Origin of the sequence: Priestia sp. HNGD-A6 (assembly GCF_045784335.1) — a bacterium.
In the GTDB taxonomy this organism is placed as follows: Bacteria; Bacillota; Bacilli; order Bacillales; family Bacillaceae_H; genus Priestia; species Priestia zanthoxyli.
Genome location: NZ_CP138621.1, coordinates 3,273,231 through 3,298,134, shown reverse-complemented (window position 1 = coordinate 3,298,134; position 24,904 = coordinate 3,273,231). Strand labels below are relative to the sequence as shown.

Sequence of the window (24,904 nt, the reverse complement as noted above, 5' to 3'; positions counted from 1 at the left end):
TTATACTTGTTTAAATTGATCTAAGAAACGAACATCATTTGTATAGAAATGACGAATATCATCCACGCCGTGTTTTAACATAGCAATACGCTCTACACCGATTCCAAAAGCAAAACCACGATATTTAGTTGAATCGTATCCAGCCATTTCAAGAACATTTGGATGAACCATACCGGCTCCTAAAATTTCAATCCAGCCTGTTTGTTTACATACATTACAGCCTTTACCTCCACATTTTGCACACGATACGTCTACTTCTACAGATGGCTCAGTGAATGGGAAGAAACTTGGACGAAGACGAATTTCACGGTCTGCACCGAACATCTTTTTCACAAATACTTCAAGCGTGCCTTTTAAATCGCTCATACGAATGTTTTCGTCTACTACAAGACCTTCAATTTGCATAAATTGATGTGAATGCGTAGCATCATCGTCATCGCGGCGGTACACTTTACCTGGGCAAATAATTTTAACAGGTCCTTTGCCTTCATTCTTGTTCATAACACGAGCTTGAACAGTTGATGTATGCGTACGAAGAAGCGTTTCTTCCGTAATATAGAACGTATCTTGCATATCACGTGCTGGGTGACCTTTTGGCAAGTTCAGAGCTTCGAAATTATAGTAGTCCTGCTCTACTTCTGGTCCTTCTGCTACTTCATAGCCCATTCCTAAGAATAAATCTTCTACTTCTTCAACCACGCTTGTGAGCGGGTGATGCGTACCTGCTTTAACCGGGCGTCCCGGCAGCGTTACGTCAATTGTTTCTGAAGCAAGTTTACGCTCTACCTCGGCTGCTTCTAACGCCGTTTGTTTTTCTTCAATTTTAGATGCAATCGCTTCACGTACTTCATTTGCAAGTGCTCCCATTACAGGACGCTCTTCAGCTGAAAGTTTTCCCATACCGCGAAGTACTTCTGTGATAGGGCCTTTCTTTCCTAAATAAGCTACGCGTACGTCGTTTAATTCTTTTAAAGCACTTGCTGCTTCGACTTTTGCAATTGCTTCTTGTTGAAGTTCTTGTAAACGTTCTTTCATCACTTATTCCTCCTTTTAACGTAAAAAATGACAAATAAAAAAACCTCCTCCCAAAAAAGGGACGAGGATTAGTCGCGTTACCACCCTTGTTAACTATATACACAGACGTATACAGTTCACTTCATTCAGGTTAACGGAATCTCCGGAACACCTTTACATCTATGTAAGATGGTCTAAGTGTCAACTCAAGAGGTGAATTCACTTATTACATTTATAAAAATGCTTTCAGTCATGGCATTTTCTCCCTGCATAAACGGACATAAGCTACTGCTCTCTTTCATCGTTTTTTACATATGTAACTATTGTATTATTATAGTGAAAACACGTTCTCGATGCAACTACATTCCGCGTAAATAATAAAGTAAGATTCCAGAAGCGATGGCAACATTTAACGACTCGCTCTTTCCATAGATGGGAATGTACAGATTCTGATCCGTTTGTTCCAACACTTTCTCGCTTACGCCATTTCCTTCATTTCCCACAATCAGCGCAAATTCGTTTGAAGGTTTTACGTGTGTGTAGACCTTTCCATTTTGTAACGACGTGCCGTAAACTGCTATTCCTCTTTCTTTTAACAATGAAATTATTTCGAGTAAATCGCCTTTTACAATTGGAAGGTGAAAAATAGCTCCTTGCGTTGAACGAACGACCTTTGGGTTGTACACATCCACGCTGCCCTCTCCAATGATAATAGCCTCCACTCCCGCAGCATCAGCGGTTCGGATAATGGTACCTAGGTTACCTGGATCTTGCACGGCATCTAAAAGCAATACTTTCTGTGCTGTATGAATAATTTCCGCATGCTTTGTTTGAAAACACACGGCAATAATTCCTTGAGGTGTTTCTGTGTCAGATAATAACTTACTAATTGCTTCGTTTACAACGATTATTTCGATACCGTCTATATCCCACTGTGCAGGCACTTCGGTCGATTCGCGTATAATTAGTTCCTTTACGCAATCCTTATTTTTGATAGCCTCTTCGACTAAATGAAAGCCTTCTACCATAAAAAGGCCCTGCTTATCACGGTCTTTTTTATTATGCAGTTTTTTCCACGCTTTTACCTGCGGATTTTTAACTGAATCAATTTGTTTCACAAACATAACTCCTTTATCTATACAAAAATAAATAGTTCGATTACATTTTGTTCAATAATCATTAGATAAGTTTCACTTTATTGTACATAGAAATCGCAAAGAAAACAAAAACTATTGGTAACTTTACGATAGCTGAGGTGAAAATGATGGATCTTAATTTACGAAATGCTGTTATTGCAAACGTTTCAGGAAACTCAAAAGAAGAGCTTGAGGCTACAATTTCTGACGCTATTCAAAGCGGTGAAGAAAAAATGCTCCCTGGACTTGGTGTTTTATTTGAAGTGCTTTGGGAAAAGTCTCCGGAATCAGAAAAAGAAGAAATTCTGACAACGCTTGAAAACGGTTTAAAATAAATAACCTTTTCCTATGTACAACAAAAAGCTCATTCTCCTAGGAGAATGAGCTTTTTTCAATTATACGTAATGGCATTAACCGTATCTCGGTCTAAGCGCTTAATGACTTCCGCAATTAATTTAACTGCGTTTTCATAATCATCACGATGAAGCATTGCTGCATGAGAATGGATATAACGAGTTGCAATTGTAATCGAAAGTGCTGGCACCCCGTTAGCTGAAATATGGATAGAACCCGAGTCCGTACCGCCTCCAGCAATTGCATCAAATTGATACGGAATATTTAATTCATCTGCCACATCTACCACTGTATCTCGAAGTCCTTTATGAGAGACCATGGAAGCATCATATAAAATGATTTGCGGACCCTGCCCCATTTTAGAAGAGGCTTCTTTATCAGAAACACCAGGTGTATCTCCAGCGATACCGACATCAACAGCAAATGCAATATCCGGTTCAATAAAGTTAGCAGATGTTTTTGCACCTCGGAGTCCAACTTCTTCTTGCACCGTTCCTACACCATACACAACATTTTCATGTTTTTCATTTTTTAAAGCTTTTAATACATCGATAGCGATTGCACAACCAATACGGTTATCCCAGGCTTTCGCTAGCAGCATCTTTTCATTGTTCATAACCGTAAATTCGAAATAAGGTACAACCTGATCACCAGGTTTTACTCCCCACTCCGCTACTTCTTCTCTGCTAGAAGCACCAATATCGATGAACATATCTTTAATGTCAACTGGCTTTTTGCGAACTTCTGGAGGCAAGATATGAGGTGGCTTTGAGCCAATAATCCCCGTTACCTCTCCTTTAGATGTCACGATGGTTACGCGTTGAGCAAGCATAACTTGAGACCACCATCCGCCTACCGTTTGAAAACGAATAAAGCCGCGTTCATCAATTTGAGTCACCATAAAACCAACTTCATCCAAGTGACCGGCTACCATAATTTTAGGCCCTTGTTCGTTGCCTACTTTTTTTGCAATCAAACTGCCTAGCCCATCCGTCGTTACTTCATCTGCATAAGGTGCAATATATTTCTTCATAACCTCACGCGGTTCACGCTCATTTCCAGGAATTCCTTTTGCATCTGTTAGTGCTTTAAGCATCGTCAATGTTTCATCTAACTTTGTCATATGGATTACCCCTTTCATATGTATACCTCTATTATAGCTAAAAAGAGGTTGAAGTAAAATTTCCCATCCCTTTATTTCTAGTATCCTTGTTCTTGGCGTTTAAAATTCACTTCATTTTTTGACATGTACGCCTCTTCAATATGTTCAGCAGAAAAACCAAACATATCGCCAAGCTTCATGTAAGATGCAAACATGTTCACATAGTTTTCTTTTGACAGGTCCTGCTCGAAAGCAGAAACTTGTGCAAATACCTGTAAAAATTGTGTTGTTTTTGAATCAGCTGCTTTTACTTTTGGCAGCTCAGTTAAATCATCGTATCCTTTTTCAATACCTAAAGAAAGAATGAAATGTACGCCGTCCACAAATTCTTCTAAAATAACAGCATCTTCAGCCGGAGGTTTAACGCTCCAAAATTTGAAGCAGCGCGTTTCGTTTGCCAGCTCTCCCATTTCAACAAGCAGAGCTAAAAGTTTTCTTGGAACCAAGTCTTCCTTATGAAGCTGATGCTTGTCCTCTATATGCTGATCCAGCTGGCGCTGCATGGTAAATAGCTGTTGTAAATTCAATGTAATCACTCCTGTAATTATGTATATCTTCTTCTTTTTAAACCAATAAAGAAATTATATCAAAAATCGTGAAACTTTTTAGAGACTGAAACGTAAAGTAAGAAAACTGTGCCTTGTAAAGGAGGGAGCGTTATGTTTGTTATTGTTATCGTTCGCGTGTTCATTTTCGCGCTTGTTGCTTACACACTATTAAAGCTGGTTCAGCATTTTCGCAGTCCAAAGCGGAAGCTTGTAGCAGCTCAGGAACATCAGCAATTTTTTGTCGTTGACGAAAAAACGAATATCCGCAAAAATTTTCTACTAACGTATAAAGGTATTTTATTTGAAGGAGAAAAATACAGCAATCCCAATGAACCAGAGTCTTTGTCGATTACAATGGTGTTAACAGATCCATCTCGATTGCATGAACTGCAAAAACAAGATTTCAAGCTGCTGGAAAATCACGTACACAACATGTATCCAAATGCTCCTATTCGCTGGAAAAGCCCCGTTCGAGAATTTTTACACTGAGCACAAAATCATTTGTGCTCAGCTGATAACAAAAAAGAAAAGTAAATCAAGAGCGGCAAGAATAGGAAAACCTACTGTAAACGATGTGTGCTTCGTTTTATGACGATAGCAATACATACCAATCAGTCCTCCAATGGCTCCTCCGATAGCAGCTACCGTCCACAGTGTGCTTTCGGCAATTCTCCACTCATGTCTTTTCGCTTTTTGTTTATCTCTATACATCATTCCTATCCCTATTATATTAATAACAATAAAATAGGTAAGCAGCAGTTCATTCATGATATGTCCTCCGATAGCAAAAAAGCCTCATCATCTAAAGATGACGAGACTTTATATTCATTACTTATCTAAGCCTTTTTTAGCAGCAGTTGCTAATTCAGCAAATGCTTTTTCATCAGCTACAGCTAAGTCAGCAAGCATTTTGCGGTTAACTTCAATACCTGCTAATTTTAAACCGTGCATTAAACGGCTGTAAGAAAGACCGTTCATACGAGCAGCTGCATTAATACGTGTGATCCATAATTTACGGAAGTCACGTTTTTTCTGACGACGGTCACGATAAGCATACATGTGAGATTTCATAACTTGCTGATTAGCAACTTTATATAATCTATGCTTCGAACCGAAGAAACCTTTAGCTAATTTTAAAACTTTTTTACGACGTTTGCGTGTTACTGTACCGCCTTTTACGCGTGGCATAATTGTTTACCTCCTGTATTGTTTCTATCTCAACCCAAATTACTTAATGTTATCTAATAAGTGACGGATACGTTTGAAGTCACCTTTGCTTACTAAAGAACCTTTACGTAATTTACGCTTTTGTTTTGTAGATTTGTTAGCGAATAAATGGCTTGTGTAAGCACGAGCACGTTTTAATTTACCGCTTCCAGTCTTTTTGAAACGCTTTGCAGCGCCACGATGTGTTTTCATTTTTGGCATGGGGTGTTCCTCCTCGTTCTATTACTTTTCGTTTTTAGGTGCCAAGACTAAGAACATGCTGCGGCCTTCCATTTTAGGAGCCGATTCAACTGAACTTACATCTTCGCAAGCTTGTGAAAAACGTTCAAGTACTTTTTGGCCAATCCCTTTATGAGTAATGGCACGACCTTTAAAGCGAATAGACGCTTTCACTTTGTCACCTTTTTCAAGGAACTTGCGTGCGTTACGAAGTTTAGTGTTAAAATCATGTTCATCAATTGTTGGACTTAAACGAACTTCTTTTAAGTTTACAACTTTTTGGTTTTTACGAGCTTCTCTTTCTTTACGTTGTTGCTCATAGCGGAATTTACCGTAGTCCATAATACGACATACCGGCGGTTTCGCATTTGCAGCAACCATTACTAAGTCAAGATTTACTCGTGAAGCAATTTCTAATGCTTCATTTTTTGATTTAATTCCTAATTGTTCACCATTTTGATCAATTAGACGAACTTCGCGAGCTCGAATGCCCTCGTTTACCATCATGTCCTTGCTAATAAGTAGCCACCTCCAAGGTTTAATGAGCGAATACGCTTGCTTAGACCGATTATTAACTCACACAAAAAAGTGTGAGTACATACTGCACCCACACTTCTATCGTTTTAATTAAGATACGATGTACCTGCTAACTGCTTTATGCGTCACTCAGGTGAGAAGCGGGTGCTTCTTCTTCTGTATAAACAAGTATTCAATTACTTAAGCTATTATAGTATCAACAAAGACAAAAGTCAATGATTTCGTTCTTTTTTCACAACAAAAGTTATTGTATCAAAGGAAAACCATTTATGCAACAGTTTTTTATAAATGTTAGATAAAAAAGCAGAGAATTTCAATTCTCTGCTTTTTTCATTAACGAGATGCTTCTGCTTTTACATTTTGTAAAAAGGCTTGGAAATCCACTGTTTCTGAATTCTGCTCACCATATTTACGTACGTTTACTGCTTTATCTTCTACTTCTTTATCCCCTACAACAAGCATGTAAGGAATTTTTTGCATTTGAGCCTCACGGATTTTATAGCCAATTTTCTCATCGCGAGAATCAAGTTCCACACGAATACCCGCAAGCTGAAGCTGTTCTTGCACTTCTTTTGCATACTCAAGGTGAACCGTAGGTGATACCGGAATCACTTGAACTTGTACAGGTGCTAACCACGTTGGGAAAGCTCCTTTGTATTCTTCGATTAAGAAAGCTACAAAACGTTCCATTGTTGACACCACGCCGCGGTGAATAACAACAGGTCGATGCTGTTTTCCGTCTTCCCCTACATACGTTAAATCAAAGCGTTCAGGAAGTAAGAAATCCAATTGAACCGTAGATAGCGTCTCTTCTTTACCAAGAGCTGTTTTAACTTGAACATCTAGTTTTGGACCGTAGAATGCCGCTTCGCCTTCAGCTTCATAATAATCGAGGTCAAGCTCATCCATTGCATCTTTTAACATGCTTTGTGCTTTTTCCCACATTGCATCATCATCGAAGTATTTTTCTGTATCTTCAGGATCACGATAAGATAGACGGAATGAATAATTTTCAAATCCAAAATCTTTATAAACCGCTTCAACTAAGCGAACCACACGAATAAATTCTTCTTTGATTTGATCCGGACGTACAAAGATATGTGCATCATTTAACGTCATGCCTCGAACGCGCTGAAGTCCTGATAATGCTCCTGACATTTCGTAGCGGTGCATTGTTCCAAGTTCAGCAATACGGATTGGAAGCTCACGATAGCTGTGAATACCTTGTTTGTACACCATCATGTGATGAGGACAGTTCATTGGACGAAGAACCAGGTCTTCGTTATCCATTTCCATTGCAGGGAACATGTCATCTTGATAGTGCTCCCAGTGACCAGACGTTTTGTAAAGTTCTACACTTCCAAGCACCGGCGTGTAAACGTGCTGATAACCAAGGCTTACTTCTTTATCTACGATATAACGCTCGATAATACGGCGGATCGTCGCACCTTTTGGAAGCCATAAAGGAAGACCTTGTCCTACTTTTTGAGAATTTGTAAATAAGTTTAACTCTTTACCAAGTTTACGGTGGTCACGTTCTTTTGCTTCTTCAAGAAGACGAAGATGCTCGTCTAAATCTGCTTTTGTAAAGAATGCTGTACCGTAAATACGCTGCAGCATTTGATTGTCGCTGTCTCCGCGCCAATAAGCACCTGCTACGCTTAATAGTTTAAACTCTTTAATTTTGCCTGTTGACGGCACGTGCACACCTCGGCAAAGATCAAAGAATTCGCCTTGTTGGTAAATCGTCACCTTTTCACCTGCTGGAATCGCATCAATCAATTCAAGCTTTAGTTCATCGCCAACTTCTTTAAAAAGTTGAATGGCTTCTTCACGAGAAACTTCTTTTCGTTCAATTTCAATATTTGAATTAACGATTTTTTTCATTTCTTTTTCAATTCTACCTAAATCTTCAGGAGTAATTGATTCTTCCATATCGATGTCATAGTAAAACCCATTTTCGATAACCGGGCCTACACCTAGCTGTACTTTTACATCTTTGTATAAACGTTTGATTGCTTGAGCCATTAAATGCGCTGTACTATGGCGCATAATTTCAAGCGCTTCAGGAGCATCTTGCGTAATGATTTCAAGACTGCCATCTTGTTCGATTGGCGTACGTAAATCCAGCAGCTCGCCGTTTACTTTACCTGCTAATGCTTTTTTCTTTAATCCCGGGCTAATAGAAGCCGCAATATCTTCTGTTGATGATCCTTTTGGATACTCTTTAACAGCTCCATCAGGAAATGTCATTTTGATTACTTCTGACACAACTTTCCACTCCTTTAACATAACTAATAAACTTTTTGTAAAAACAAAAAACTCGTCCCTTATAAAAAGGGACGAGTTGTGTATACACGCGGTACCACCCTTGTTTCCTCTTCGTATCTTGGATAACCCAAATAACCCGAAGCGGCTCGAGGTTTTATAACGGAAATTCCGTCAGTAATTACTAGAGACGCTGCTCGTTTACTACTGAAGTTTAGAGGTGGTAAGAATATATTCCGTGTTAGGAGATTTTCAGCCTAGATCTCCCTCTCTATAAACCGTAAATATACACTCATGTCCTCATCATAACTTGTGACATATAGCTGTTTTTCAATATGCATTTATTATATTCATTTTCAAAATAGAAATCAACCTTTCACGTTATATTTTGCTTTTGATCAAACGGAAATTCATTTTTTTCGTATAACATCACTTTTTCTTGAAAAATATTTTGAATGGTATAAACAAAATCATGATCATGCTGGTCGCTATACAGATGAATAGCAGCTGGAGATAAACTCAGCAAAGGCGCGATGATAGTTGAGTCTATGTATACTGATTCTTGTTCAGATAGAAAGGCCTCTGCTAGGGCTGCACATTCACGCTCCGGAACATATCTACTGCTTTGGTCGTACAATACAAACTTGTTTTTATTCAAATGCATTACATACACATCGCCTGTAGATGACTGTCTTTCATTAGCTGCTTGACGCAGCTGATGAATAAGAATTTGATAGTCTTGTTCAAGCTTATATTCATCAATCGCCAGCTCAGCATAATAGCGCAGCCGCTCTTGATATTCTTTTAAACGGAATTGGAGAAAAGACTCAAAGGTGAATGTTACATTATGAATGAAGAAGTCTTGAAGAGCCTGGCGGATAAGTAATTCTCTTGGAAGGGAAAATGTTTTTTGCGGAATTTCGCCTCTCTCTCCTTCCATAATCCCCCTCATAATTTGAAGCAGCAAATCTTGTTCTTCCTCTTCTGAATAGAAAAATTGTTCTTTTAATATGTTTACCATCATCTTTTTTTCTTTCTTTTTTAAAATCACGTGCGTTAATACCGGTATCACCATGTCTTGTAAAATGGCCTCTCGATTGTATGTCTCATCAATAACTAAAAGCTGATTATTCACCAACTTCAAGCACTGTGAACCATATGATAAAGCGCTTCGCTTCGCGCATAAAGACTCATATACAATGACTGCGTCTTCTACATATTTAAAGAATATTTTCATTCCTCATAGCCCCCCTTTGGACACGCTTTATTAATGTATATGGGGCAACATGCAAAAAAATGAGCAAGTCGTTACAAGAAATGTAAAACGACCTGCTCATCTATTTCGTTTATTCTCTCCATTCATTTCAACGGGAATGGCTAGAGACTTAATTCGTTCCATGACACGAGCGGCTTTGAGCTCTTCCTGCTCGCCTCGTTGGGTATAAGTCAAATGATGTTGAAGCTCTTTAAAATTTAAATTCGAGCTGAAAAATGTCGGCAAATTTTCGAGCATGCGGAATTGTAAAATGGTTCCGAGCACATCGTCTCGCATCCAGCTCGTTACAGATTCTGCTCCGAGATCATCAAGCATAAGAACCGGTACTTTTTTGACATACTCTATTTTCTCATTGAAGCTTTGATCTTGAAACGAACCTTTTAACTCACGCAAAAACTCCGGGACATACAGAATCGTAGATTTCACTTTCTTTTCGGCTAACGCATTGGCAATTGCTCCAAGAAAATACGTCTTCCCCACACCAAACGAACCGTGTAAATATAAAGCTTTCATTTTCTTATTTGGCTCATATTCTCGCACAAAATCTCTTACTAATTTAATGGCTTCAAATCTTCCCTGCTCAATTTCAATATCAGACATCGTTGCCTGTAAAATTTCTTTGGGCACGTACATACACTGAATAAAAGATTCTTGTTCTTTTCGCTCATCTTCTTGTACTTTTCTAGGACAGCGTTCATACTGTAAATCAATATTACGGCCTTTTACAACCAGCTGAGGGTGATACCCCTTCACCATATTGACACAGCTTTGCAGAGAAGGGCATTTGTCACAGCATTTGCTCTGGTCGATGAATTCATGCATCTTCATCAAGCCTCGGTCGACCATTTGCTCATCTAACTCATGGCGATGCTCTTGCAGAAACGTTTTAACTTCGGGATTAGACAGAATACTGTTTCTTAATGCTTCTAAACGTGCTTTAAAATCCTTTTTGTTCACTAACTGATTTAGTGAATCATTGATAGGCTTCATCTTTTTCACCTCATCTCTATCATACCTGCTTTTTATTCTTTATGCTTTTGTTTTAGCTCTTGATCTAACTGCTTGAGCTCTTCTTGTAGCTTTCGTTTTTCTTCTTCAAATTCATCCGCTTCTTTTGAAGGCTGCTTTTTCTCTTCTTTTTCTTCATCGCTCAACCACTCTGGCACCATTTCTTTACGCACAATTTTTCGTCCGGCCGTTTTTTTATTTTGCTTTGCCTCAGTCCAGTTCTGATATTCTTTCTGTTCATTTTTAGCTAAATTCATGGCATCTTGAACAGTTTGTACCTTTTTGCGCGCCCAGTGTCCAGCAATTTTCTCTACATAGCTCTTAGATAATTTCATATCGGATCTTAGCATAACATAGTAAATCAGAACATTTACTACCCCTGGTGAAAGCTTTTGATTAAACATCACTTCTTCAATCATTTGTAAATCTGCTTTTGATGGCTCTGCCCCCCCTGAAAACTCGATCAATAGCTGTCGAGGAGAGGTGACTTCTAGCTGTTGAATGAGCTGCTCTTCCTTAGTCTGAGGCTGCTTTTCCTGCATGGTACGAAGCATAGGAGGCTGAATTTGTTCGCTTAGATTGGGAAGTGCTTCTCCATTTTCAAATTGGTAAAAGGACTGTGCTGCTTTTCTAAGCAATTCAATATCAACTTGATCATTCTCATTTAGCGAATCGAGCACTACATTTTTCATTTGAAGAGGATCAATGCCGTATAAAAAAGCTAACTTTTCAATCGCTTGTTTTACTTTAGATGTAATTGACCTTTTCGAAATCATTGAATCTGTTAGGCCTGCTAAAAATAAATCAAAATCAAAGGAATCCGGGCTCATCTCAATAGAAGCACGGTTTGAAGAATCTATAAAGTCCGTTTGAGCATCAGGAGAAAATACATCCTTGCTTTCAGACTGAAAACTTGGAGCCAGCTCCGTTGCTTTAACTGATTTAAATACATCGTTAAATGAATGCGTCACATCTTTGAACGATTGATCATCCACGAGTGAATCCGAAAAATAATTTTTTATTTTTTGAAAGATGGATTTTCCTAGTCGGTTATATAAATATACATTTAACACGCCATCGTTAAAGAACTGATGGGGCGTAAGAGGAGGAATGAGCTCATAAATGAACACACGAACATCATCTTCTTCCTTAATATATGTTTTTAACAAACCAATACCTTCTAATTTTAACCGCTCATGGTAAATAGCTTTCAAATTAATTTGCATCATTGACATTAGGTGATGATGCGTAGACTCTTTTCCCCATAAACGATCTTGTTCCAGCTCGCTCCATAGCGTCATATACAAACCAAAACACGTCGTACCCACCAACGGCTGATAGAGCATTGTTAAAATCTTTCGGTCGTATTCCTGCAGTATGCCGCTCGAACGAACAACATAACGATCGACCGGTATCATTTCTTTCCAATGTTGTTCTTTCATGTCGTTCCCTACCTACTTTTAAAGTAATAGAAATGACAAAAAAAGAGCCTAAAGAATACTTCAATAGCTCTTTTACAGTCGTTCCTTCTTAATTAAATCTTTTAATTCATCAATAAATACATTGATGTCTTTAAATTGTCGGTATACCGAAGCAAATCGAACATAAGAGACTTCATCGATAGCAGCTAATCGCTCCATCACCATTTCTCCTACCACATCTGACTGCACCTCTGATGTACCCTGACTGCGCAGCTCTGTTTCAATATCGTGTACGGTATCTTCCAGTTGTTTTAAGCTTACTTGGCGTTTTTCACACGCCTTAATTAACCCTCGAAGGATTTTGTCTTTGCTGAACTCTTCTCTCGCTCCATCTTTTTTTACAACAATTAACGGAAGTTCTTCTACTTTCTCAAAAGTTGTAAAACGATAGTGACACTCTTCGCATTCACGTCTTCTACGAATAGAGCGGCCTTCTTCTACAGGGCGCGAGTCCAGCACTCTCGTTCCATTGTAATGACAGGATGGGCACTTCATATTCTCAGCTCCAATAATAAACCTTGTTTTTCTTTTTATTTTCTCTCATATAAGTTAATTTTCATCTATGTTAGCCGGCTATTCGCCATTTATTATGATTGTCATCATCATTTCCTTTATCAAACACGATGCTATATTAAAGGATTTACTTTATTCCATCTTATAGAAAACAAGGCTTGAATACAAGTAAAGGAAAAGGAATTTCCCCATTTTATTTCCTGAAATTCAAAAATGATAAGGAACTTACGAAGAAAGAGGAATAAGTTTTTGATCAAAGCTCTTATAAAGCGTACGTACAAGTTCTTTGCTAAAACCAAAATCAACTGGCACCACTTTTGACTCTGTTGTAGCAGAAAAATCGATAGCGGTTTCAAGAGGACGTACGCTAATAATGGTAATCACAACAAAAGCTTTTCTTCCTTTTACAACGTTTAAGCTAATTTCTCCTCGCTCTTCATACGCAGCAAGTATCTCTATCCCTTGCATATGCTTCAACATTTCATGAACTTGCTTAAATGCATTCCCAGCCGTTGTTTTGTAATAATGCGTTTTTAGAGTCGGATCTGAATGACGATCGCTTGTTTCTACATGATTAGAAAATAAAGATTTAACTACTTGTACTACCCCCATGTTGTTATCCCCTTTGTTTTTGCATATTAAAAATTTATATACTAAAAAGAGGTGTGTAATACACCTCTTAACTTACGTAATCAATCGACACTATTAAAGTGCATTCGCTTTAGTTTGTTTTACCTGAACAGGACCCATTCCACGTGGTAATTCAATTGTTTCACGTGTCTGTGCACTTAGAGCATCTGCAATATAATCTGCTGCGATTGTAGGATCTAAATGACCACAAGTATAAACATCGATACTTGCATAACCATGCTCTGGGAAGCTGTGAATCGTTAAATGTGATTCTGAAATAATAACAACGCCACTTACACCTTGAGGTGCAAATTTATGGAACGCTACTTCGCGAACTTCCGCACCAGATTTTAAAGCTGCATCAACAAACGTTTTTTCAATATAATCAATATCATTTAACTTATCGAAATCGCATCCCCATAATTCTGAGATGACATGACGACCCATTGTTTCCATAATGATATTTCCCCCTTTAACAATTTTTAATCGTTAAACATGAAGTTCTTTCGCCATATAGCATGTTAACTACCACGGGGGAAAGTTAGTCCAAAGAGGTCCTAACCCTTTAAGTAGCCACATCACCGAAAGGTACACAAGAAGTTCACGAAACATAGTATACTTTGTTTACATTTATTTTGCAATACGTGTTTTGATTTTATTAAAGATTGTTCCCGCAGATAGACCTATACAAATTACCCCTGTATTCTCGTGAGACAGTGTGTAAAAGCTGCTAAACGACTATTCATTTTTTTATTAAAATTGAGGAAAAGAAACACTCCTTTGCATGATTATCTTATTGCTTTTCCCTATTCTTTTGAATAAAAACAAAAAAAACAGGGCGATAGCTCCCTGTTTTTTTAAAAAGCAATCTATAGCTTTCTTAGCTTACTCTTATCTTTGATCCATTACGCATTTCTGCAGCAATATATCTTACCAAATCGACTACGCGCTGAGAGTAGCCCCACTCGTTATCGTACCAAGCTAACACTTTAATTTTATGATCTTCCATTACGATAGTCGATAGTCCATCTACAATCGCTGAATGAGGATTTGTATTAAAGTCAATTGATACGAGTGGTTCCATTGTTAAATTTAAAATATTCTTTAATGGTCCTTCAGCAGCTTTAATGAACGCTAGATTAACATCTTCCATCGTCACAGGTTTCCTTACATCCACAACTAAATCGACAAGCGATACGTTCGGCGTAGGAACGCGCAGCGCCATTCCATGAAGCTTTCCTTTTAAATGAGGAAGAACTAATGAAAGCGCCTTGGCTGCTCCAGTTGTTGTAGGAATAATTGATTGAGCACACGCACGGGCTCTTCGCAAGTCTTTATGCGGGTTATCAATATTCTTTTGATCATTTGTATATGCGTGAACGGTCGTCATTAAACCGTTTTCAATTGTGAACGCTTCGTCTAACACCTTGACAACTGGAGCTAGACAATTTGTCGTACAAGAGGCATTAGAGATAATGTTATGCTGATTCACATCAAACTCTCGTTCGTTTACGCCCATCACAATAGTAATATCTTCTTGTTTACCCGGTGCCGTTAAGACAACTTTTTTAGCACCTGCTTCAATATGTAACTGCGCTTTTTCTCTTGAATTAAATTTCCCTGTTGCTTCAACAACTAAATCAATCCCAAGCTCTTTCCAAGGCAAATTCAGCGGATCGCGTGAATTTAATAGCTGGATTCTTTTACCGTTAACAATTAGCGCATCATCATCACATTTAACATCTCCATTAAATGGTCCGTGTATAGAGTCATATTTGATTAAATGTGCTAATGTTTCTGCTGGATAAGATGCATTTATAGCAATAATATCTAAATTCTCCTCTATAATCGCTGTGCGAAAAACCATTCTTCCTATTCTCCCAAAACCATTAATGGCAATACGTGCTTTCATGGCTATACCCCTCTCTATATGTGTTATACTATTTAACTTTTTATATTGAATAGTATAACATAAATATTTAAAAAGTGAATAATATTAATTTTTTTTAATAAATTATTTTAATTAAGTTTTACTATATGTATATAGCGAGAACAGATATTTAACACATTCTTTTTTAGAAGCTCGTAAATATTCTCAATAAAAAAATCCGAACGAGCTTGATTCTACCTCAAGAATCAAGCTCGTTCGGATTTCCCTTCAGCTAACATACGTTTATCTCAGCCTCTTTAATCTAGCCATAGGGCTAATATACTTAAAAGCTGTTGTTTTGTTTCCTCTACAGGTCCGTTGTTATTGATCACCGCATCGGCTAAGGCTACTTTTTGAATCAAAGGCAGCTGTGCGTGGATACGTGCATAGGCATCTTTCGTCGAGAGATCATTACGAGATTTTAACCTTTCTAGCTGCACAGGCTCATCGACATATACAACCACTACTTTATCGACTAAATGCGTCAAATCACTTTCAAACAGCAGCGGAATATCTAATACCACAGCATCGTATCCTTCCTCGATATACCTTTCCTTTTGAGAAAGCATTTCTTTTCTTACCGCAGGGTGTACAATTGCATTCAACTTTTTACGTTCTTCCTCTTGAGAAAACACAATTCCCCCTAAAGCAGCTCGATTGATCTCCGCATTTTCGTGAAGAATGGCACGGCCGAACGTCTCTACGATTTGGTTATATGCTTCTTTTCCTGGTTCGACGACTTCTTTTGCAATGTGGTCAGCATCGATTACTGGAATATTAATATCTCTCAGCATTCCGGTTACCGTACTTTTTCCACTAGCAATTCCGCCCGTTAATCCAATTACAATTGACATTGGCCTCTCCTTTATCGCTTTATTTAAAATCTAAAAATACCTAAAATAATAAGCAGAACTCCCGGTAAAAAGGAAAACATTTTCATCCATGATAAACGTGAAAAAACTTTGCCAAACTGTATGCCCGCACTTAAAAAAAGTGAACTCATAAGAGCTACAGCAATTGCTAAAGCATACGGCGAATAACCTAATAAAGCTGCTCCAAACCCTGCTCCAAATGCATCAAGAGATAATGCAATTCCAAGTATAAATGCTTCAATCCCAGTGATGGAACCTGAATTATCTAAATCTGCTGCCGTTGGTTTTTTCAATACGTTAATGACTAAGCCAATTGACTTAATTTCAATTTTCACTAATGTTTTTTCTTCTTTCACTCGAGATGAATCTGCCGGACAAAAAAACTGGTATAAAATCCACATTCCAAGTAGAACAAGAATACCTCCGCCTACTTTATTTAGTACATCCACTGAAAATAGATGCGTAAGTACCTTTCCTAAAAACATAGAAAACATTAAAGAAAATGCTGAGCAACATGAAATAATAAAAATGGATTTCAGCGGGATTTTCACCTTTCGAAGTCCGTATGTCAGGCCAACGCTAAAGCTGTCAAGACTTACGGCAAAAGCAAGAATAAGTAAAGAAAATGTTATCATGATGAGAGGACTCCTTTCCTTTCTGTCTATACGTAGTATATGAAAGGAGCCCATCCATTGTTATTTTTTAGCCGGCTGACAATTTGGGCAGATATGTGTTCCTCTACCGCCTACAACAAATTTTTCAATTGGGGTACCGCAAATTTTACAGGATTCGCCTTTTCTTCCGTACACGTAAAGCTGCTGCTGAAACATGCCTATTTGCCCCTGTGTGTTTACATACGTGCGAATTGTGCTTCCCCCTTGTTTCACCGCTTCTTGAAGGGTCGCTACAATTTCTTCGTACAATTTTTCATACTCTTCGTCTGTTAATTGGCTGGCCACTCGTTCAGGGTGAATCCCTGCGCGAAATAGTGCTTCATCTACATAAATATTCCCTAGCCCAACCACGACATTTTGATCGAGTAAAACCGGCTTGATTTTTCGAGAGGTTTTGCCGATTCGCATTTTTAACTGACTTGGATTAAATGTTTCGTCAAACGGTTCAGGTCCAAGGCCAATAAGAGGAGGAAACAGATCTTCCTCTCCCTTTTTAAATAAGTGCATGGTACCAAATTTCCTTACATCCCGGTATCGTAATTCTGTTCCGTCGGTGAAGTGAAAAAAGACGTGTACATGCTTATCTGGTTCGTCTGCATTTTCATGGAGAGCATATTTTCCTTCCATACGCAGATGAGAAACCATCGTATAATCATCGAGTACAATTTTCAAAAACTTACCTCTGCGTTCAACATCTCGAATGGTTTGTCCAACAAGCGCGTCACAAAACTGCTCAACTTGCTCAGGACGTTTGATAATATTAGGCCATTTAACGGTTACACGCTCAATGGTCTTACCACTGGCTAATTCAATCAACGTACGTCTGACGGTCTCAACTTCTGGTAATTCTGGCACGTTTGTCACATCCTTTTTCCACTACTTTGCTTCGTACCAAGTCTTTCCGTAAGAATAATCTACTTTCAACGGAACTTCTAGCTCTAAAGCATGCTCCATTACTTCTGGTACGATTTTCTCTAAAATTTTAATTTCTTCTTCTGGGGCTTCAAAAATCAGCTCATCGTGTACTTGAAGCAGCAGCTTAGCCTGAAGATTTTCATCTTTTAAGCGCTTATCCATTTCAATCATTGCTTTTTTAATAATGTCAGCTGCTGTCCCTTGAATAGGCGTATTCATAGCTGTACGCTCAGCGAAGCTGCGGAGGTTAAAGTTTCGGCTCGTGATTTCAGGCAAGTAACGGCGGCGGTGCAAGAGCGTTGTTACGTATCCCTTTTCTTTTGCATCGCGCACAATCGTATCCATATACTCCTGTACACCCGGGAAGCTTTTTAAATAGCGTTCAATAAAAGTAGCCGCTGCTTTTCTTGTAATTCCTAAACTTTGCGATAAACCGTAATCACTGATGCCATAGACGATTCCAAAATTAACTGCTTTAGCCTGACGGCGCATATTCGACGTTACTTCTTCTCTTTCGACGTGGAACACATCCATCGCTGTTTTCGTATGAATATCTAAGTCATGCTTAAACGCATCAATTAGCTTTTCATCATTTGCAATATGAGCCAGTACGCGCAGCTCAATTTGTGAATAATCCGCCGCAAATATTAACCAATCAGGCTGTGAAGGCACGAACGCACCTCTTATTTTTTTACCTTCTTCAAGACGAATCGGGATGTTTTGCAAGTTAGGATCTACTGAGCTTAACCTTCCCGTTTGAGTTAACGTTTGATTAAAGCGGGTATGAACTTTTCCATCGCTTTCATGAATAACCTTTTTTAACCCTTCGATATACGTAGACTGTAATTTTCCTAGCTGACGGTATTGTAAAATCTCTGGGATAATATCATGGGCGCTAGCTAATTGCTCTAATACATCAGCTGATGTGGAATAGCCTGTTTTTGTTTTCTTTATGACTGGAAGCTGCATTTTTTCAAAAAGAACAACTCCTAGCTGCTTTGGTGAATTAATATTGAATTCTTGTCCAGCGTATTCGTAGATTTTCGCTTCAATTTTTTCAAGCTGTTCTCGAAGATCTTCGCCCATTTCATCCAAACGCGCCCGATCAATTTTCACCCCTTGATATTCCATATCGGCAAGGACAATGGCAAGAGGCATTTCAAGCTTTTCAAACAGCTCAAACTGTTCATTTTCAACCAATTCTTTTTCCAACACTTCTTTTAAATAAGCTACGGCGGCGGCTTTTCTTATAACATGCTCAGCTAGCTGAGCAGCTTCCGCAATGCTTCGCTTAGCTCCTTTTCCATACACAGCTTCATCTGATTGCACTTGATGATATCCTTTTAATTTTGCAATTGTCGCTAGGTCATCATTTGCTTCAGCGGGATTTAAGATGTAAGAAGCAATCATTACATCATGTTCAATTCCTTTAATTTCATGCCCCGCCCATTTTAACGATACAATCGTACGTTTTCCATTAAATACCGTCTTTTTTACATCTTCATCTTCTAGCCATGCTGTAAACTTGGAAGATGAAAGAGCTGTGTCTTTATCAATAAAATAGTGGCCGTTTTTGTTGCTGATTCCAAAACCGAGCAGCTGATTGTGATGATAGTTTTCTTCATAACCTTCTACGATCAGAGCTGCTTCGCTTGTTAACATATCATCGTGAACTTCCTGCACTATTTCAAACGTCAGTTCTTCAAAATCTGCTTCCTCTTCTGCTGATTCACCAAATTTAGCAAGCAGAGAATTAAACCCAAGCTCTTTAAATAAAGAGATGACCTTTGAAGATTCAAACCCGTCATATTTCGCATCTTCTACAGATACTTCAAGAGGCGCTTCGCAATAAATAGTTGCAAGCTTTTTACTCATGATGGCTGATTCACGATTATCTTCCAGCTTTTCTTTTAATTTTTTACCGCTGACTTGATCGATAGATTGCAATACATTTTCAACGGTTTCAAACTCTTTTAATAGCTTTAAGGCTGTTTTTTCTCCAACTCCAGGCACACCTGGGATATTATCTGAGCTGTCTCCCATAAGACCCTTCATATCAATGATTTGCGCAGCCGTGATTCCATATTTTTCATCAATGGCTGCAGGCGTATAGGAATCCACATCCGTAATTCCTTTTCTCGTAATATCTACGGTTACATGCTCTGACACAAGCTGAAGTAAATCTTTATCACCGGAAATGACTTTCACGGCCATTCCTTTTTGTTCTGCTTGTTTTGAAAGTGTACCGATAATATCATCTGCTTCGTACTCAGGCAGTTCATAGCGCTTAATTCCATATGCATCTAATAACTCACGAATAAAGGGAAACTGCTCTGAAAGTTCAGGAGGCGTCTTTTGTCTGCCTCCTTTATACTCTGTAAATGTTTTGTGACGAAACGTTGTTTTCCCTGCATCAAAAGCCACCAGTAAATGCGTTGGCTTCTCTTCCTCTAAAATACGTGTCAGCATTGTAGTAAAGCCGTATATGGCATTTGTATGTATTCCTTTATCATTGTTTAAAAGCGGCAAAGCAAAAAATGCACGGTAGGCAATACTATTCCCGTCAATTAATACTAGTTTTTGTGTCATTCATGTTCCTCCATTTCGCTCTCTTCTTATCTTACCTTTATTTTAGCAAACAATAAGCTTTAAGGACAAAAAGTACTCTTGAATTCAACGTTTTATTTTCATATGGTGATAAGATCTATACATCATAAAATAAAAAACACCGCCTGGTTATTTTAGGCGGTGTAGCATGTGAATGGATAGAAATTGTCAAAAAGAATCGGCGAAAATAGCACGGTTAAAGCTATTTTCACCTTACATATTGGCTCCTTGGATGAAGGGGTTTCCATGAAAAATTGTATCAATTAATTATTAAGCTACATTAAATAAATTGTAAAAGGAACGTAAACATTTTACATCTGCAGCAAATACTTGTGCAGCTTCACCGAAAAAGTTGTCCCTTTATTGACTTCACTTTTCACTTCAATTTCCCCTTTATGAGCTTCAACAAGATGTTTAACAATTGCTAATCCAAGACCTGTTCCTCCGGAATTGCGGCTTCTTGCTTTATCTACTCTGTAAAAACGCTCAAAAATACGTGAAATTTCATCAGAATCAATACCGATACCTGTATCTTGAACATGAACCGTAATCGTTTCTTCTTCCTCTTCAAGCGAAACGTGAACGGTTCCTCCAGGCATTGTATACATGAGCGCATTGCCAATTAAGTTAACGAACACTTGCATAAGGCGCTGACTGTCACCATCAATCCACGCTTCTTCAGGAAGCGTATCTAACGTTAGAGTGATTTCTTTTTCATTCGCTCGGTTCGATAGCACTGTTATGACCTCATAGAGAAGGGTATTCAAATCTACTGAATGAATGCTTAGTTTAAAACCTTGCTGTTCAACTTTAGATAAATCCAAAAGATCTTGAATCAGGCTCTCCATGCGCTGGCTTTCCGTTAGAATAATAGATAGAAACTGCTCTCGCAGCTTTGGATCTTCCATGGCACCGTCTAACAATGTCTCACTAAACCCTTTAATGGACGTAATAGGTGTTTTTAGTTCATGAGACACATTCGCTACAAAGTCACGGCGCACTTGTTCTAGTTTTTTTAGCTCGGTAATATCATGGAAAACAAGCACAATGCCTTTCCATTCATCGTTTAAGCCAATAATCGGCGCTCCGTAAACATCAAAATATCTTCGTTCAATATTTAAAGGCAAAACGACTTGTTTTCGAACCTTTACTTCGGTCATAAATATTTTTTCCACAAGTTTAATGATTTCTTTGTGCTCAAATACCTCATAATACAAGTGATAAAGGAAGTCGTCCGGATGTATATGAAACTGCTCTTTATAAGCTCGGTTCACTAAGTTTATATAGCCCCGACTATCGATAAGAAGCATACCGCTTCCCATATTTTCAATTAGCGTGCGCAGCCTGTCCTGCTGCATTTCTTGATTAGTGATAGACTCTTGCAGATTACGAGCAAGTGCGTTAATAGACTGACTCAGCATCCCTGTTTCATCTACATAATCTTCATATGTACGAGCTTTATAATTCCCTTTTGCAAGTTCCATAGCCACCTTGGTTGCCGATTCAATAGGACGGGTATAGCGCCCCATAATCTTTACACCTAAGAGTAAAATCACAATCAAAGCTAGACCTAAGCTTCCAATAAGAAGCCCCCAGATTTGCTGATTTACTTGTTTTAATGAATCAAACGATGTACTCAAAACAACAAATCCCTCTTGCTTACCTTCTATAATAAGCGGGATACCATAGTAATATAAGTCGTAATCTTCTTTAATTTGATCAAAGCTTTTTTTGCTGTTTAACTGCTTTTTTAATACTTGTTGGATTACAATACTTTTTTCGATTCTTTGCTGCTTGCTACCTGGATTTGAGTCAACTAATATTTTTCCATCTTTTTGAACGACAGTCGTTCGTACACTTAGCGAATGACTGATTTGATCAACTTTAGATTTTAAAGCAGGACTTGTGATGCCTTCTTCACTAATGTACATTTCCACAAGCTTTGCTTCTTTTTCCATTCGCTCTTGAAACGTTTGAAAATAAAAGTTTTTAAACAACTGCCCCAGCAGCAGGCCAAGACCTACTAATACAATAATAATAAGTACTAATAGAGCCAAAAGTAGCCTTGAACGAAATTTATTCATCTACCTTTGGTTCCTCCAGCTTATATCCTAATCCTCTAATCGTTTTTATATAAACCGGTTTTCGCGTATTATGTTCAATTTTCTCACGCAGATGGCTGATGTGCACATCTACAATTCGCGTATCTCCGGCAAAATCATAATTCCACACTGCACTTAGCAGCTGATCACGAGTTAATACCCGTCCTTTGTATTTTGCCAAATATAATAATAACTCGAATTCTTTCGGAGTAAGCTCAAGCTGCTCTTGATTAAAGTAGGCCTCATAATGATCTGGAAGAATTTTTAAATCACCAATCATGATGCGTTCGCCATCTTCCTCCTGTTCATTTTCCTGAGCAATAATTTGTGTTCTGCGTAAAATGGCTTTTACACGGGCTACTACTTCTCGAGGACTAAATGGTTTCGTCATGTAGTCATCTGCGCCAAGTTCTAGCCCTAATACCTTGTCAAACTCATCGTCTTTTGCAGTTAACATTAAAATAGGCGTCATCACTTTTTGCTGACGAAGCTTTTTACAAACTTCAATTCCATCCATTTTAGGAAGCATCAAGTCTAACACAATTAAATCAGGTTTTCCTTCTAATGCCTTGTTGTATCCTTCTTCCCCGTCTTCAGCTGTTTCTACTGTAAAGCCAGCTTGTTGTAAATTATATTGTAATAATGTTGAAATTGATTGTTCATCATCTACGACTAATAATTTCTTACTCATATTAACGATATAAGCCTCCATCTAGTTAAATTAAACCGCAGCTTCACCCAAATGATATTATTTTCTATTTATCTTCTCTTATCATACAATGTTTTAGCCTCGTTCTCCAATACATTTCAACATTTTCAGAAAATATGGCTAAAGAGCTTCTTCTATATTTATCAATATTTAGGCCGTTTTAAAAATTTTCAAAGTCATGTGTCTCTACTGATGGAAGTCTAAGCGGCGGATACACAAGAAACCGAGCCGTTACTACTTTCTCTTTTTGTTCATTGACCGCTTCTACTTCAATCGTAACAGTTTTAGAAGAAACATCTACCTCTGTGACTTCAAATAAAAATTCAATCGTACTATAATGATGAATTTTTTTGGGAAAGGCAACCGTATGTTCTGCAACATGGCTTCCAGGTCCGGGCAAATACTTTGAAATGGCTGCTGTCATAATACCGGTAATCATAATGCTTGGCACAATAGGTTTCTTAAAAGGTGTCTGAGATGCATAATCATGCTGAATGTATAAAGGGTTAGAATCATTTGTCAGCCCTAAGTACAATAAGATATCTTTATCTTCAATTCGTTCAGTTAGCGTTAATTTTTCTCCAACTTTTATATCTTCAATACTTCGACCTATTTTTTGTTTTTTACCTAATACCATCATCATTCCACCTTTTGTATAAAGTAATAGTTTTTCTTTATATACAAGAAAAATTCGAGGTTTCCCTCGAATTTTCCTTGTGACTATTGTTTGAATATCTATAAAAACCTATACTCAAACCTACTTTATTGTATTAAGCTAATACACCCATGACAGTTTTGACTGATTTTGCTGATTGATCTAACGCAGCTTTTTCAGAATCAGTAAGTTCTAATTCAATTACTTGCTCAATTCCTGCAGCTCCTAATACGGTCGGAACACCTAAGTAGATGCCGTTATAACCATATTCACCCTCTAGGTAAGCAATCGCTGGTAAAATACGACGCTGATCTTTTAAGATCGCTTCTGTCATTTCCACTAAAGAAGCAGCAGGAGCGTAGTACGCACTTCCGTTGCCTAATAAGTTAACGATCTCGCCGCCGCCTTTGCGTGTTCTTTCAACAATTGCTTCAAGACGCGCTTTTGGAATAAGCGTTTCAAGAGGAATACCGCCAGCATATGAGTAGCGTACAAGAGGTACCATATCGTCGCCATGTCCACCAAGTACAAAACCTGTGATATCTTTCACTGAAATGTTTAACTCCTGCGCTACGAACGTACGGAAACGTGCAGAATCTAATACGCCTGATTGACCGATTACGCGGTTTTTAGGAAAACCAGATTCTTTAAATACTGTGTACGTCATAGCATCTACCGGGTTTGTTAACACGATAATGTGACAGTTTGGCGAGTATTTAACAACTTCTTGAGTAACAGACTTCATAATTTTTTGGTTCGTTGTGACTAAATCATCGCGACTCATACCTGGCTTACGCGCGATACCAGCTGTAATAATGACAATGTCAGAATCAGCTGTGTCTTCGTAGTTGGCTGTTCCTGTAATGTTAGCGTCAAAGCCTTGTACAGGACTTGCTTCTAACATATCCAGCGCTTTACCTTTAGCTGGATTTTCTAATTGCGGAATATCAACTAATACAACATCAGCTAATTCTTTTTGACCAATTAAAAAAGCAGTTGTAGCTCCCGTAAAGCCCGCTCCGATAACAGATACTTTTTTACGCATATTTGCCATTATAATTCCTCCC

At 38.2% G+C, this 24,904-nt stretch carries 26 protein-coding genes and 3 other annotated features; of the genes, 2 read left to right on the top strand and 24 right to left on the bottom strand.

Features of this window, described 5'->3' with window-relative positions:
- Positions 1–1,035, bottom strand: a complete 1,035-nt coding sequence (gene pheS, locus SCI76_RS16820) for a phenylalanine--tRNA ligase subunit alpha (RefSeq protein WP_014458064.1) — start codon at positions 1,033–1,035, stop codon at positions 1–3.
- A 54-nt stretch (positions 1,036–1,089) separates the two neighbouring features.
- Positions 1,090–1,325 (bottom strand) — a binding site (T-box leader).
- A 48-nt stretch (positions 1,326–1,373) separates the two neighbouring features.
- Positions 1,374–2,138 carry an RNA methyltransferase gene (locus SCI76_RS16815; protein WP_176343388.1) on the bottom strand — a complete coding sequence of 255 codons (765 nt, stop codon included), beginning with the start codon at positions 2,136–2,138 and terminating at the stop codon, positions 1,374–1,376.
- Between the two features lie 140 nt (positions 2,139–2,278).
- On the opposite strand from SCI76_RS16815, the gene sspI reads away from it, so the two are divergent.
- Positions 2,279–2,485, top strand: coding sequence for a small acid-soluble spore protein SspI (gene sspI, locus SCI76_RS16810; RefSeq protein ID WP_013059420.1), 207 nt, complete (start codon positions 2,279–2,281; stop codon positions 2,483–2,485).
- Positions 2,486–2,541: 56 nt separating this feature from the next.
- Here sspI and SCI76_RS16805 read toward each other — a convergent pair whose 3' ends face one another.
- On the bottom strand, positions 2,542–3,627 hold the full coding sequence (locus tag SCI76_RS16805) for a M42 family metallopeptidase (RefSeq protein ID WP_028411767.1): 1,086 nt from the start codon (positions 3,625–3,627) through the stop codon (positions 2,542–2,544).
- A gap of 77 nt (positions 3,628–3,704) precedes the next feature.
- A complete protein-coding gene (locus tag SCI76_RS16800; protein ID WP_033579626.1) occupies positions 3,705–4,193 on the bottom strand; it encodes a dUTP diphosphatase in 489 nt (162 codons plus the stop codon).
- Between the two features lie 132 nt (positions 4,194–4,325).
- Here SCI76_RS16800 and SCI76_RS16795 point away from each other — a divergent pair, with 132 nt between their 5' ends.
- Positions 4,326–4,703 (top strand): hypothetical protein, encoded by a 378-nt coding sequence (locus tag SCI76_RS16795; RefSeq protein WP_028411769.1) that lies wholly within the window; start codon positions 4,326–4,328, stop codon positions 4,701–4,703.
- Positions 4,704–4,721: 18 nt separating this feature from the next.
- On the opposite strand, the gene SCI76_RS16790 is transcribed toward SCI76_RS16795, so the two are convergent.
- The 20 genes from SCI76_RS16790 to mdh form a co-directional block, all read right to left on the bottom strand.
- On the bottom strand, positions 4,722–4,982 hold the full coding sequence (locus tag SCI76_RS16790; protein WP_028411770.1) for a DUF1294 domain-containing protein: 261 nt from the start codon (positions 4,980–4,982) through the stop codon (positions 4,722–4,724).
- A 60-nt stretch (positions 4,983–5,042) separates the two neighbouring features.
- A complete protein-coding gene (rplT, locus tag SCI76_RS16785) occupies positions 5,043–5,402 on the bottom strand; it encodes a 50S ribosomal protein L20 (RefSeq protein ID WP_013059425.1) in 360 nt (119 codons plus the stop codon).
- 39 nt (positions 5,403–5,441) lie between these two features.
- Positions 5,442–5,642 (bottom strand): 50S ribosomal protein L35, encoded by a 201-nt coding sequence (rpmI, locus tag SCI76_RS16780; RefSeq protein ID WP_013059426.1) that lies wholly within the window; start codon positions 5,640–5,642, stop codon positions 5,442–5,444.
- A 21-nt stretch (positions 5,643–5,663) separates the two neighbouring features.
- Positions 5,664–6,167 (bottom strand): translation initiation factor IF-3, encoded by a 504-nt coding sequence (infC, locus tag SCI76_RS16775; RefSeq protein WP_013059427.1) that lies wholly within the window; start codon positions 6,165–6,167, stop codon positions 5,664–5,666.
- 69 nt (positions 6,168–6,236) lie between these two features.
- Positions 6,237–6,359: a sequence feature (ribosomal protein L20 leader region), on the bottom strand.
- Between the two features lie 171 nt (positions 6,360–6,530).
- Positions 6,531–8,489 (bottom strand): threonine--tRNA ligase, encoded by a 1,959-nt coding sequence (thrS, locus tag SCI76_RS16770; RefSeq protein ID WP_217915987.1) that lies wholly within the window; start codon positions 8,487–8,489, stop codon positions 6,531–6,533.
- Positions 8,490–8,532: 43 nt separating this feature from the next.
- Positions 8,533–8,781 (bottom strand) — a binding site (T-box leader).
- Positions 8,782–8,841: 60 nt separating this feature from the next.
- Positions 8,842–9,702 carry a sporulation protein YtxC gene (gene ytxC, locus SCI76_RS16765; RefSeq protein ID WP_048019697.1) on the bottom strand — a complete coding sequence of 287 codons (861 nt, stop codon included), beginning with the start codon at positions 9,700–9,702 and terminating at the stop codon, positions 8,842–8,844.
- Between the two features lie 96 nt (positions 9,703–9,798).
- Positions 9,799–10,731, bottom strand: coding sequence for a primosomal protein DnaI (gene dnaI / locus SCI76_RS16760; protein ID WP_013059430.1), 933 nt, complete (start codon positions 10,729–10,731; stop codon positions 9,799–9,801).
- 32 nt (positions 10,732–10,763) lie between these two features.
- A complete protein-coding gene (locus SCI76_RS16755) occupies positions 10,764–12,191 on the bottom strand; it encodes a replication initiation and membrane attachment family protein (RefSeq protein ID WP_048019696.1) in 1,428 nt (475 codons plus the stop codon).
- A gap of 72 nt (positions 12,192–12,263) precedes the next feature.
- Positions 12,264–12,725, bottom strand: a complete 462-nt coding sequence (gene nrdR / locus SCI76_RS16750; protein WP_013059432.1) for a transcriptional regulator NrdR — start codon at positions 12,723–12,725, stop codon at positions 12,264–12,266.
- A 243-nt stretch (positions 12,726–12,968) separates the two neighbouring features.
- Positions 12,969–13,355 carry a hypothetical protein gene (locus SCI76_RS16745; protein ID WP_028411774.1) on the bottom strand — a complete coding sequence of 129 codons (387 nt, stop codon included), beginning with the start codon at positions 13,353–13,355 and terminating at the stop codon, positions 12,969–12,971.
- A 93-nt stretch (positions 13,356–13,448) separates the two neighbouring features.
- Positions 13,449–13,829 carry an adenosylmethionine decarboxylase gene (gene speD / locus SCI76_RS16740; protein WP_013059434.1) on the bottom strand — a complete coding sequence of 127 codons (381 nt, stop codon included), beginning with the start codon at positions 13,827–13,829 and terminating at the stop codon, positions 13,449–13,451.
- Positions 13,830–14,253: 424 nt separating this feature from the next.
- Entirely contained in the window at positions 14,254–15,285 is a 1,032-nt protein-coding gene (locus tag SCI76_RS16735) for a glyceraldehyde-3-phosphate dehydrogenase (protein ID WP_013059435.1), read from the bottom strand.
- A 275-nt stretch (positions 15,286–15,560) separates the two neighbouring features.
- Complete coding sequence (gene coaE / locus SCI76_RS16730) at positions 15,561–16,157, bottom strand: dephospho-CoA kinase (protein WP_033579624.1); 597 nt, start codon at positions 16,155–16,157, stop codon at positions 15,561–15,563.
- A gap of 23 nt (positions 16,158–16,180) precedes the next feature.
- Entirely contained in the window at positions 16,181–16,810 is a 630-nt protein-coding gene (gene ytaF, locus SCI76_RS16725) for a sporulation membrane protein YtaF (RefSeq protein ID WP_033579623.1), read from the bottom strand.
- Positions 16,811–16,870: 60 nt separating this feature from the next.
- Positions 16,871–17,704, bottom strand: coding sequence for a DNA-formamidopyrimidine glycosylase (gene mutM / locus SCI76_RS16720; RefSeq protein ID WP_028411775.1), 834 nt, complete (start codon positions 17,702–17,704; stop codon positions 16,871–16,873).
- 21 nt (positions 17,705–17,725) lie between these two features.
- Complete coding sequence (polA, locus tag SCI76_RS16715) at positions 17,726–20,353, bottom strand: DNA polymerase I (protein WP_034265607.1); 2,628 nt, start codon at positions 20,351–20,353, stop codon at positions 17,726–17,728.
- 329 nt (positions 20,354–20,682) lie between these two features.
- Positions 20,683–22,455: a two-component system histidine kinase PnpS gene (gene pnpS, locus SCI76_RS16710; protein WP_407544048.1), complete on the bottom strand. Its 1,773-nt coding sequence runs from the start codon at positions 22,453–22,455 to the stop codon at positions 20,683–20,685.
- The gene (locus SCI76_RS16705) at positions 22,448–23,164 is read right to left on the bottom strand and encodes a response regulator transcription factor (protein WP_013085192.1); all 717 of its coding nucleotides are present in this window, start codon (positions 23,162–23,164) and stop codon (positions 22,448–22,450) included. Before SCI76_RS16705 ends, pnpS begins: the two co-directional genes overlap by 8 nt.
- Before the next feature lie 178 nt (positions 23,165–23,342).
- Entirely contained in the window at positions 23,343–23,819 is a 477-nt protein-coding gene (locus SCI76_RS16700) for a MaoC/PaaZ C-terminal domain-containing protein (protein WP_028411778.1), read from the bottom strand.
- A gap of 133 nt (positions 23,820–23,952) precedes the next feature.
- Positions 23,953–24,891 carry a malate dehydrogenase gene (gene mdh, locus SCI76_RS16695; protein ID WP_013059443.1) on the bottom strand — a complete coding sequence of 313 codons (939 nt, stop codon included), beginning with the start codon at positions 24,889–24,891 and terminating at the stop codon, positions 23,953–23,955.
- Positions 24,892–24,904: the final 13 nt, after the last annotated feature.

Coding starts and splice junctions, on each gene's coding strand:
- pheS (WP_014458064.1), bottom strand. CDS start 1,035: ATGAAAGAACGTTTACAAGAACTTCAACAAGAAGCAATTGCAAAAGTC.
- mdh (WP_013059443.1), bottom strand. CDS start 24,891: ATGGCAAATATGCGTAAAAAAGTATCTGTTATCGGAGCGGGCTTTACG.
- rplT (WP_013059425.1), bottom strand. CDS start 5,402: ATGCCACGCGTAAAAGGCGGTACAGTAACACGCAAACGTCGTAAAAAA.
- ytxC (WP_048019697.1), bottom strand. CDS start 9,702: ATGAAAATATTCTTTAAATATGTAGAAGACGCAGTCATTGTATATGAG.
- SCI76_RS16755 (WP_048019696.1), bottom strand. CDS start 12,191: ATGAAAGAACAACATTGGAAAGAAATGATACCGGTCGATCGTTATGTT.
- speD (WP_013059434.1), bottom strand. CDS start 13,829: ATGGAAACAATGGGTCGTCATGTCATCTCAGAATTATGGGGATGCGAT.
- SCI76_RS16705 (WP_013085192.1), bottom strand. CDS start 23,164: ATGAGTAAGAAATTATTAGTCGTAGATGATGAACAATCAATTTCAACA.
- pnpS (WP_407544048.1), bottom strand. CDS start 22,455: ATGAATAAATTTCGTTCAAGGCTACTTTTGGCTCTATTAGTACTTATT.
- coaE (WP_033579624.1), bottom strand. CDS start 16,157: ATGTCAATTGTAATTGGATTAACGGGCGGAATTGCTAGTGGAAAAAGT.
- dnaI (WP_013059430.1), bottom strand. CDS start 10,731: ATGAAGCCTATCAATGATTCACTAAATCAGTTAGTGAACAAAAAGGAT.
- SCI76_RS16735 (WP_013059435.1), bottom strand. CDS start 15,285: ATGAAAGCACGTATTGCCATTAATGGTTTTGGGAGAATAGGAAGAATG.
- ytaF (WP_033579623.1), bottom strand. CDS start 16,810: ATGATAACATTTTCTTTACTTATTCTTGCTTTTGCCGTAAGTCTTGAC.
- SCI76_RS16805 (WP_028411767.1), bottom strand. CDS start 3,627: ATGACAAAGTTAGATGAAACATTGACGATGCTTAAAGCACTAACAGAT.
- polA (WP_034265607.1), bottom strand. CDS start 20,353: ATGACACAAAAACTAGTATTAATTGACGGGAATAGTATTGCCTACCGT.
- SCI76_RS16700 (WP_028411778.1), bottom strand. CDS start 23,819: ATGGTATTAGGTAAAAAACAAAAAATAGGTCGAAGTATTGAAGATATA.
- thrS (WP_217915987.1), bottom strand. CDS start 8,489: ATGTTAAAGGAGTGGAAAGTTGTGTCAGAAGTAATCAAAATGACATTT.
- infC (WP_013059427.1), bottom strand. CDS start 6,167: ATGATGGTAAACGAGGGCATTCGAGCTCGCGAAGTTCGTCTAATTGAT.
- sspI (WP_013059420.1), top strand. CDS start 2,279: ATGGATCTTAATTTACGAAATGCTGTTATTGCAAACGTTTCAGGAAAC.
- rpmI (WP_013059426.1), bottom strand. CDS start 5,642: ATGCCAAAAATGAAAACACATCGTGGCGCTGCAAAGCGTTTCAAAAAG.
- SCI76_RS16790 (WP_028411770.1), bottom strand. CDS start 4,982: ATGAATGAACTGCTGCTTACCTATTTTATTGTTATTAATATAATAGGG.
- SCI76_RS16795 (WP_028411769.1), top strand. CDS start 4,326: ATGTTTGTTATTGTTATCGTTCGCGTGTTCATTTTCGCGCTTGTTGCT.
- SCI76_RS16815 (WP_176343388.1), bottom strand. CDS start 2,138: ATGTTTGTGAAACAAATTGATTCAGTTAAAAATCCGCAGGTAAAAGCG.
- nrdR (WP_013059432.1), bottom strand. CDS start 12,725: ATGAAGTGCCCATCCTGTCATTACAATGGAACGAGAGTGCTGGACTCG.
- SCI76_RS16745 (WP_028411774.1), bottom strand. CDS start 13,355: ATGGGGGTAGTACAAGTAGTTAAATCTTTATTTTCTAATCATGTAGAA.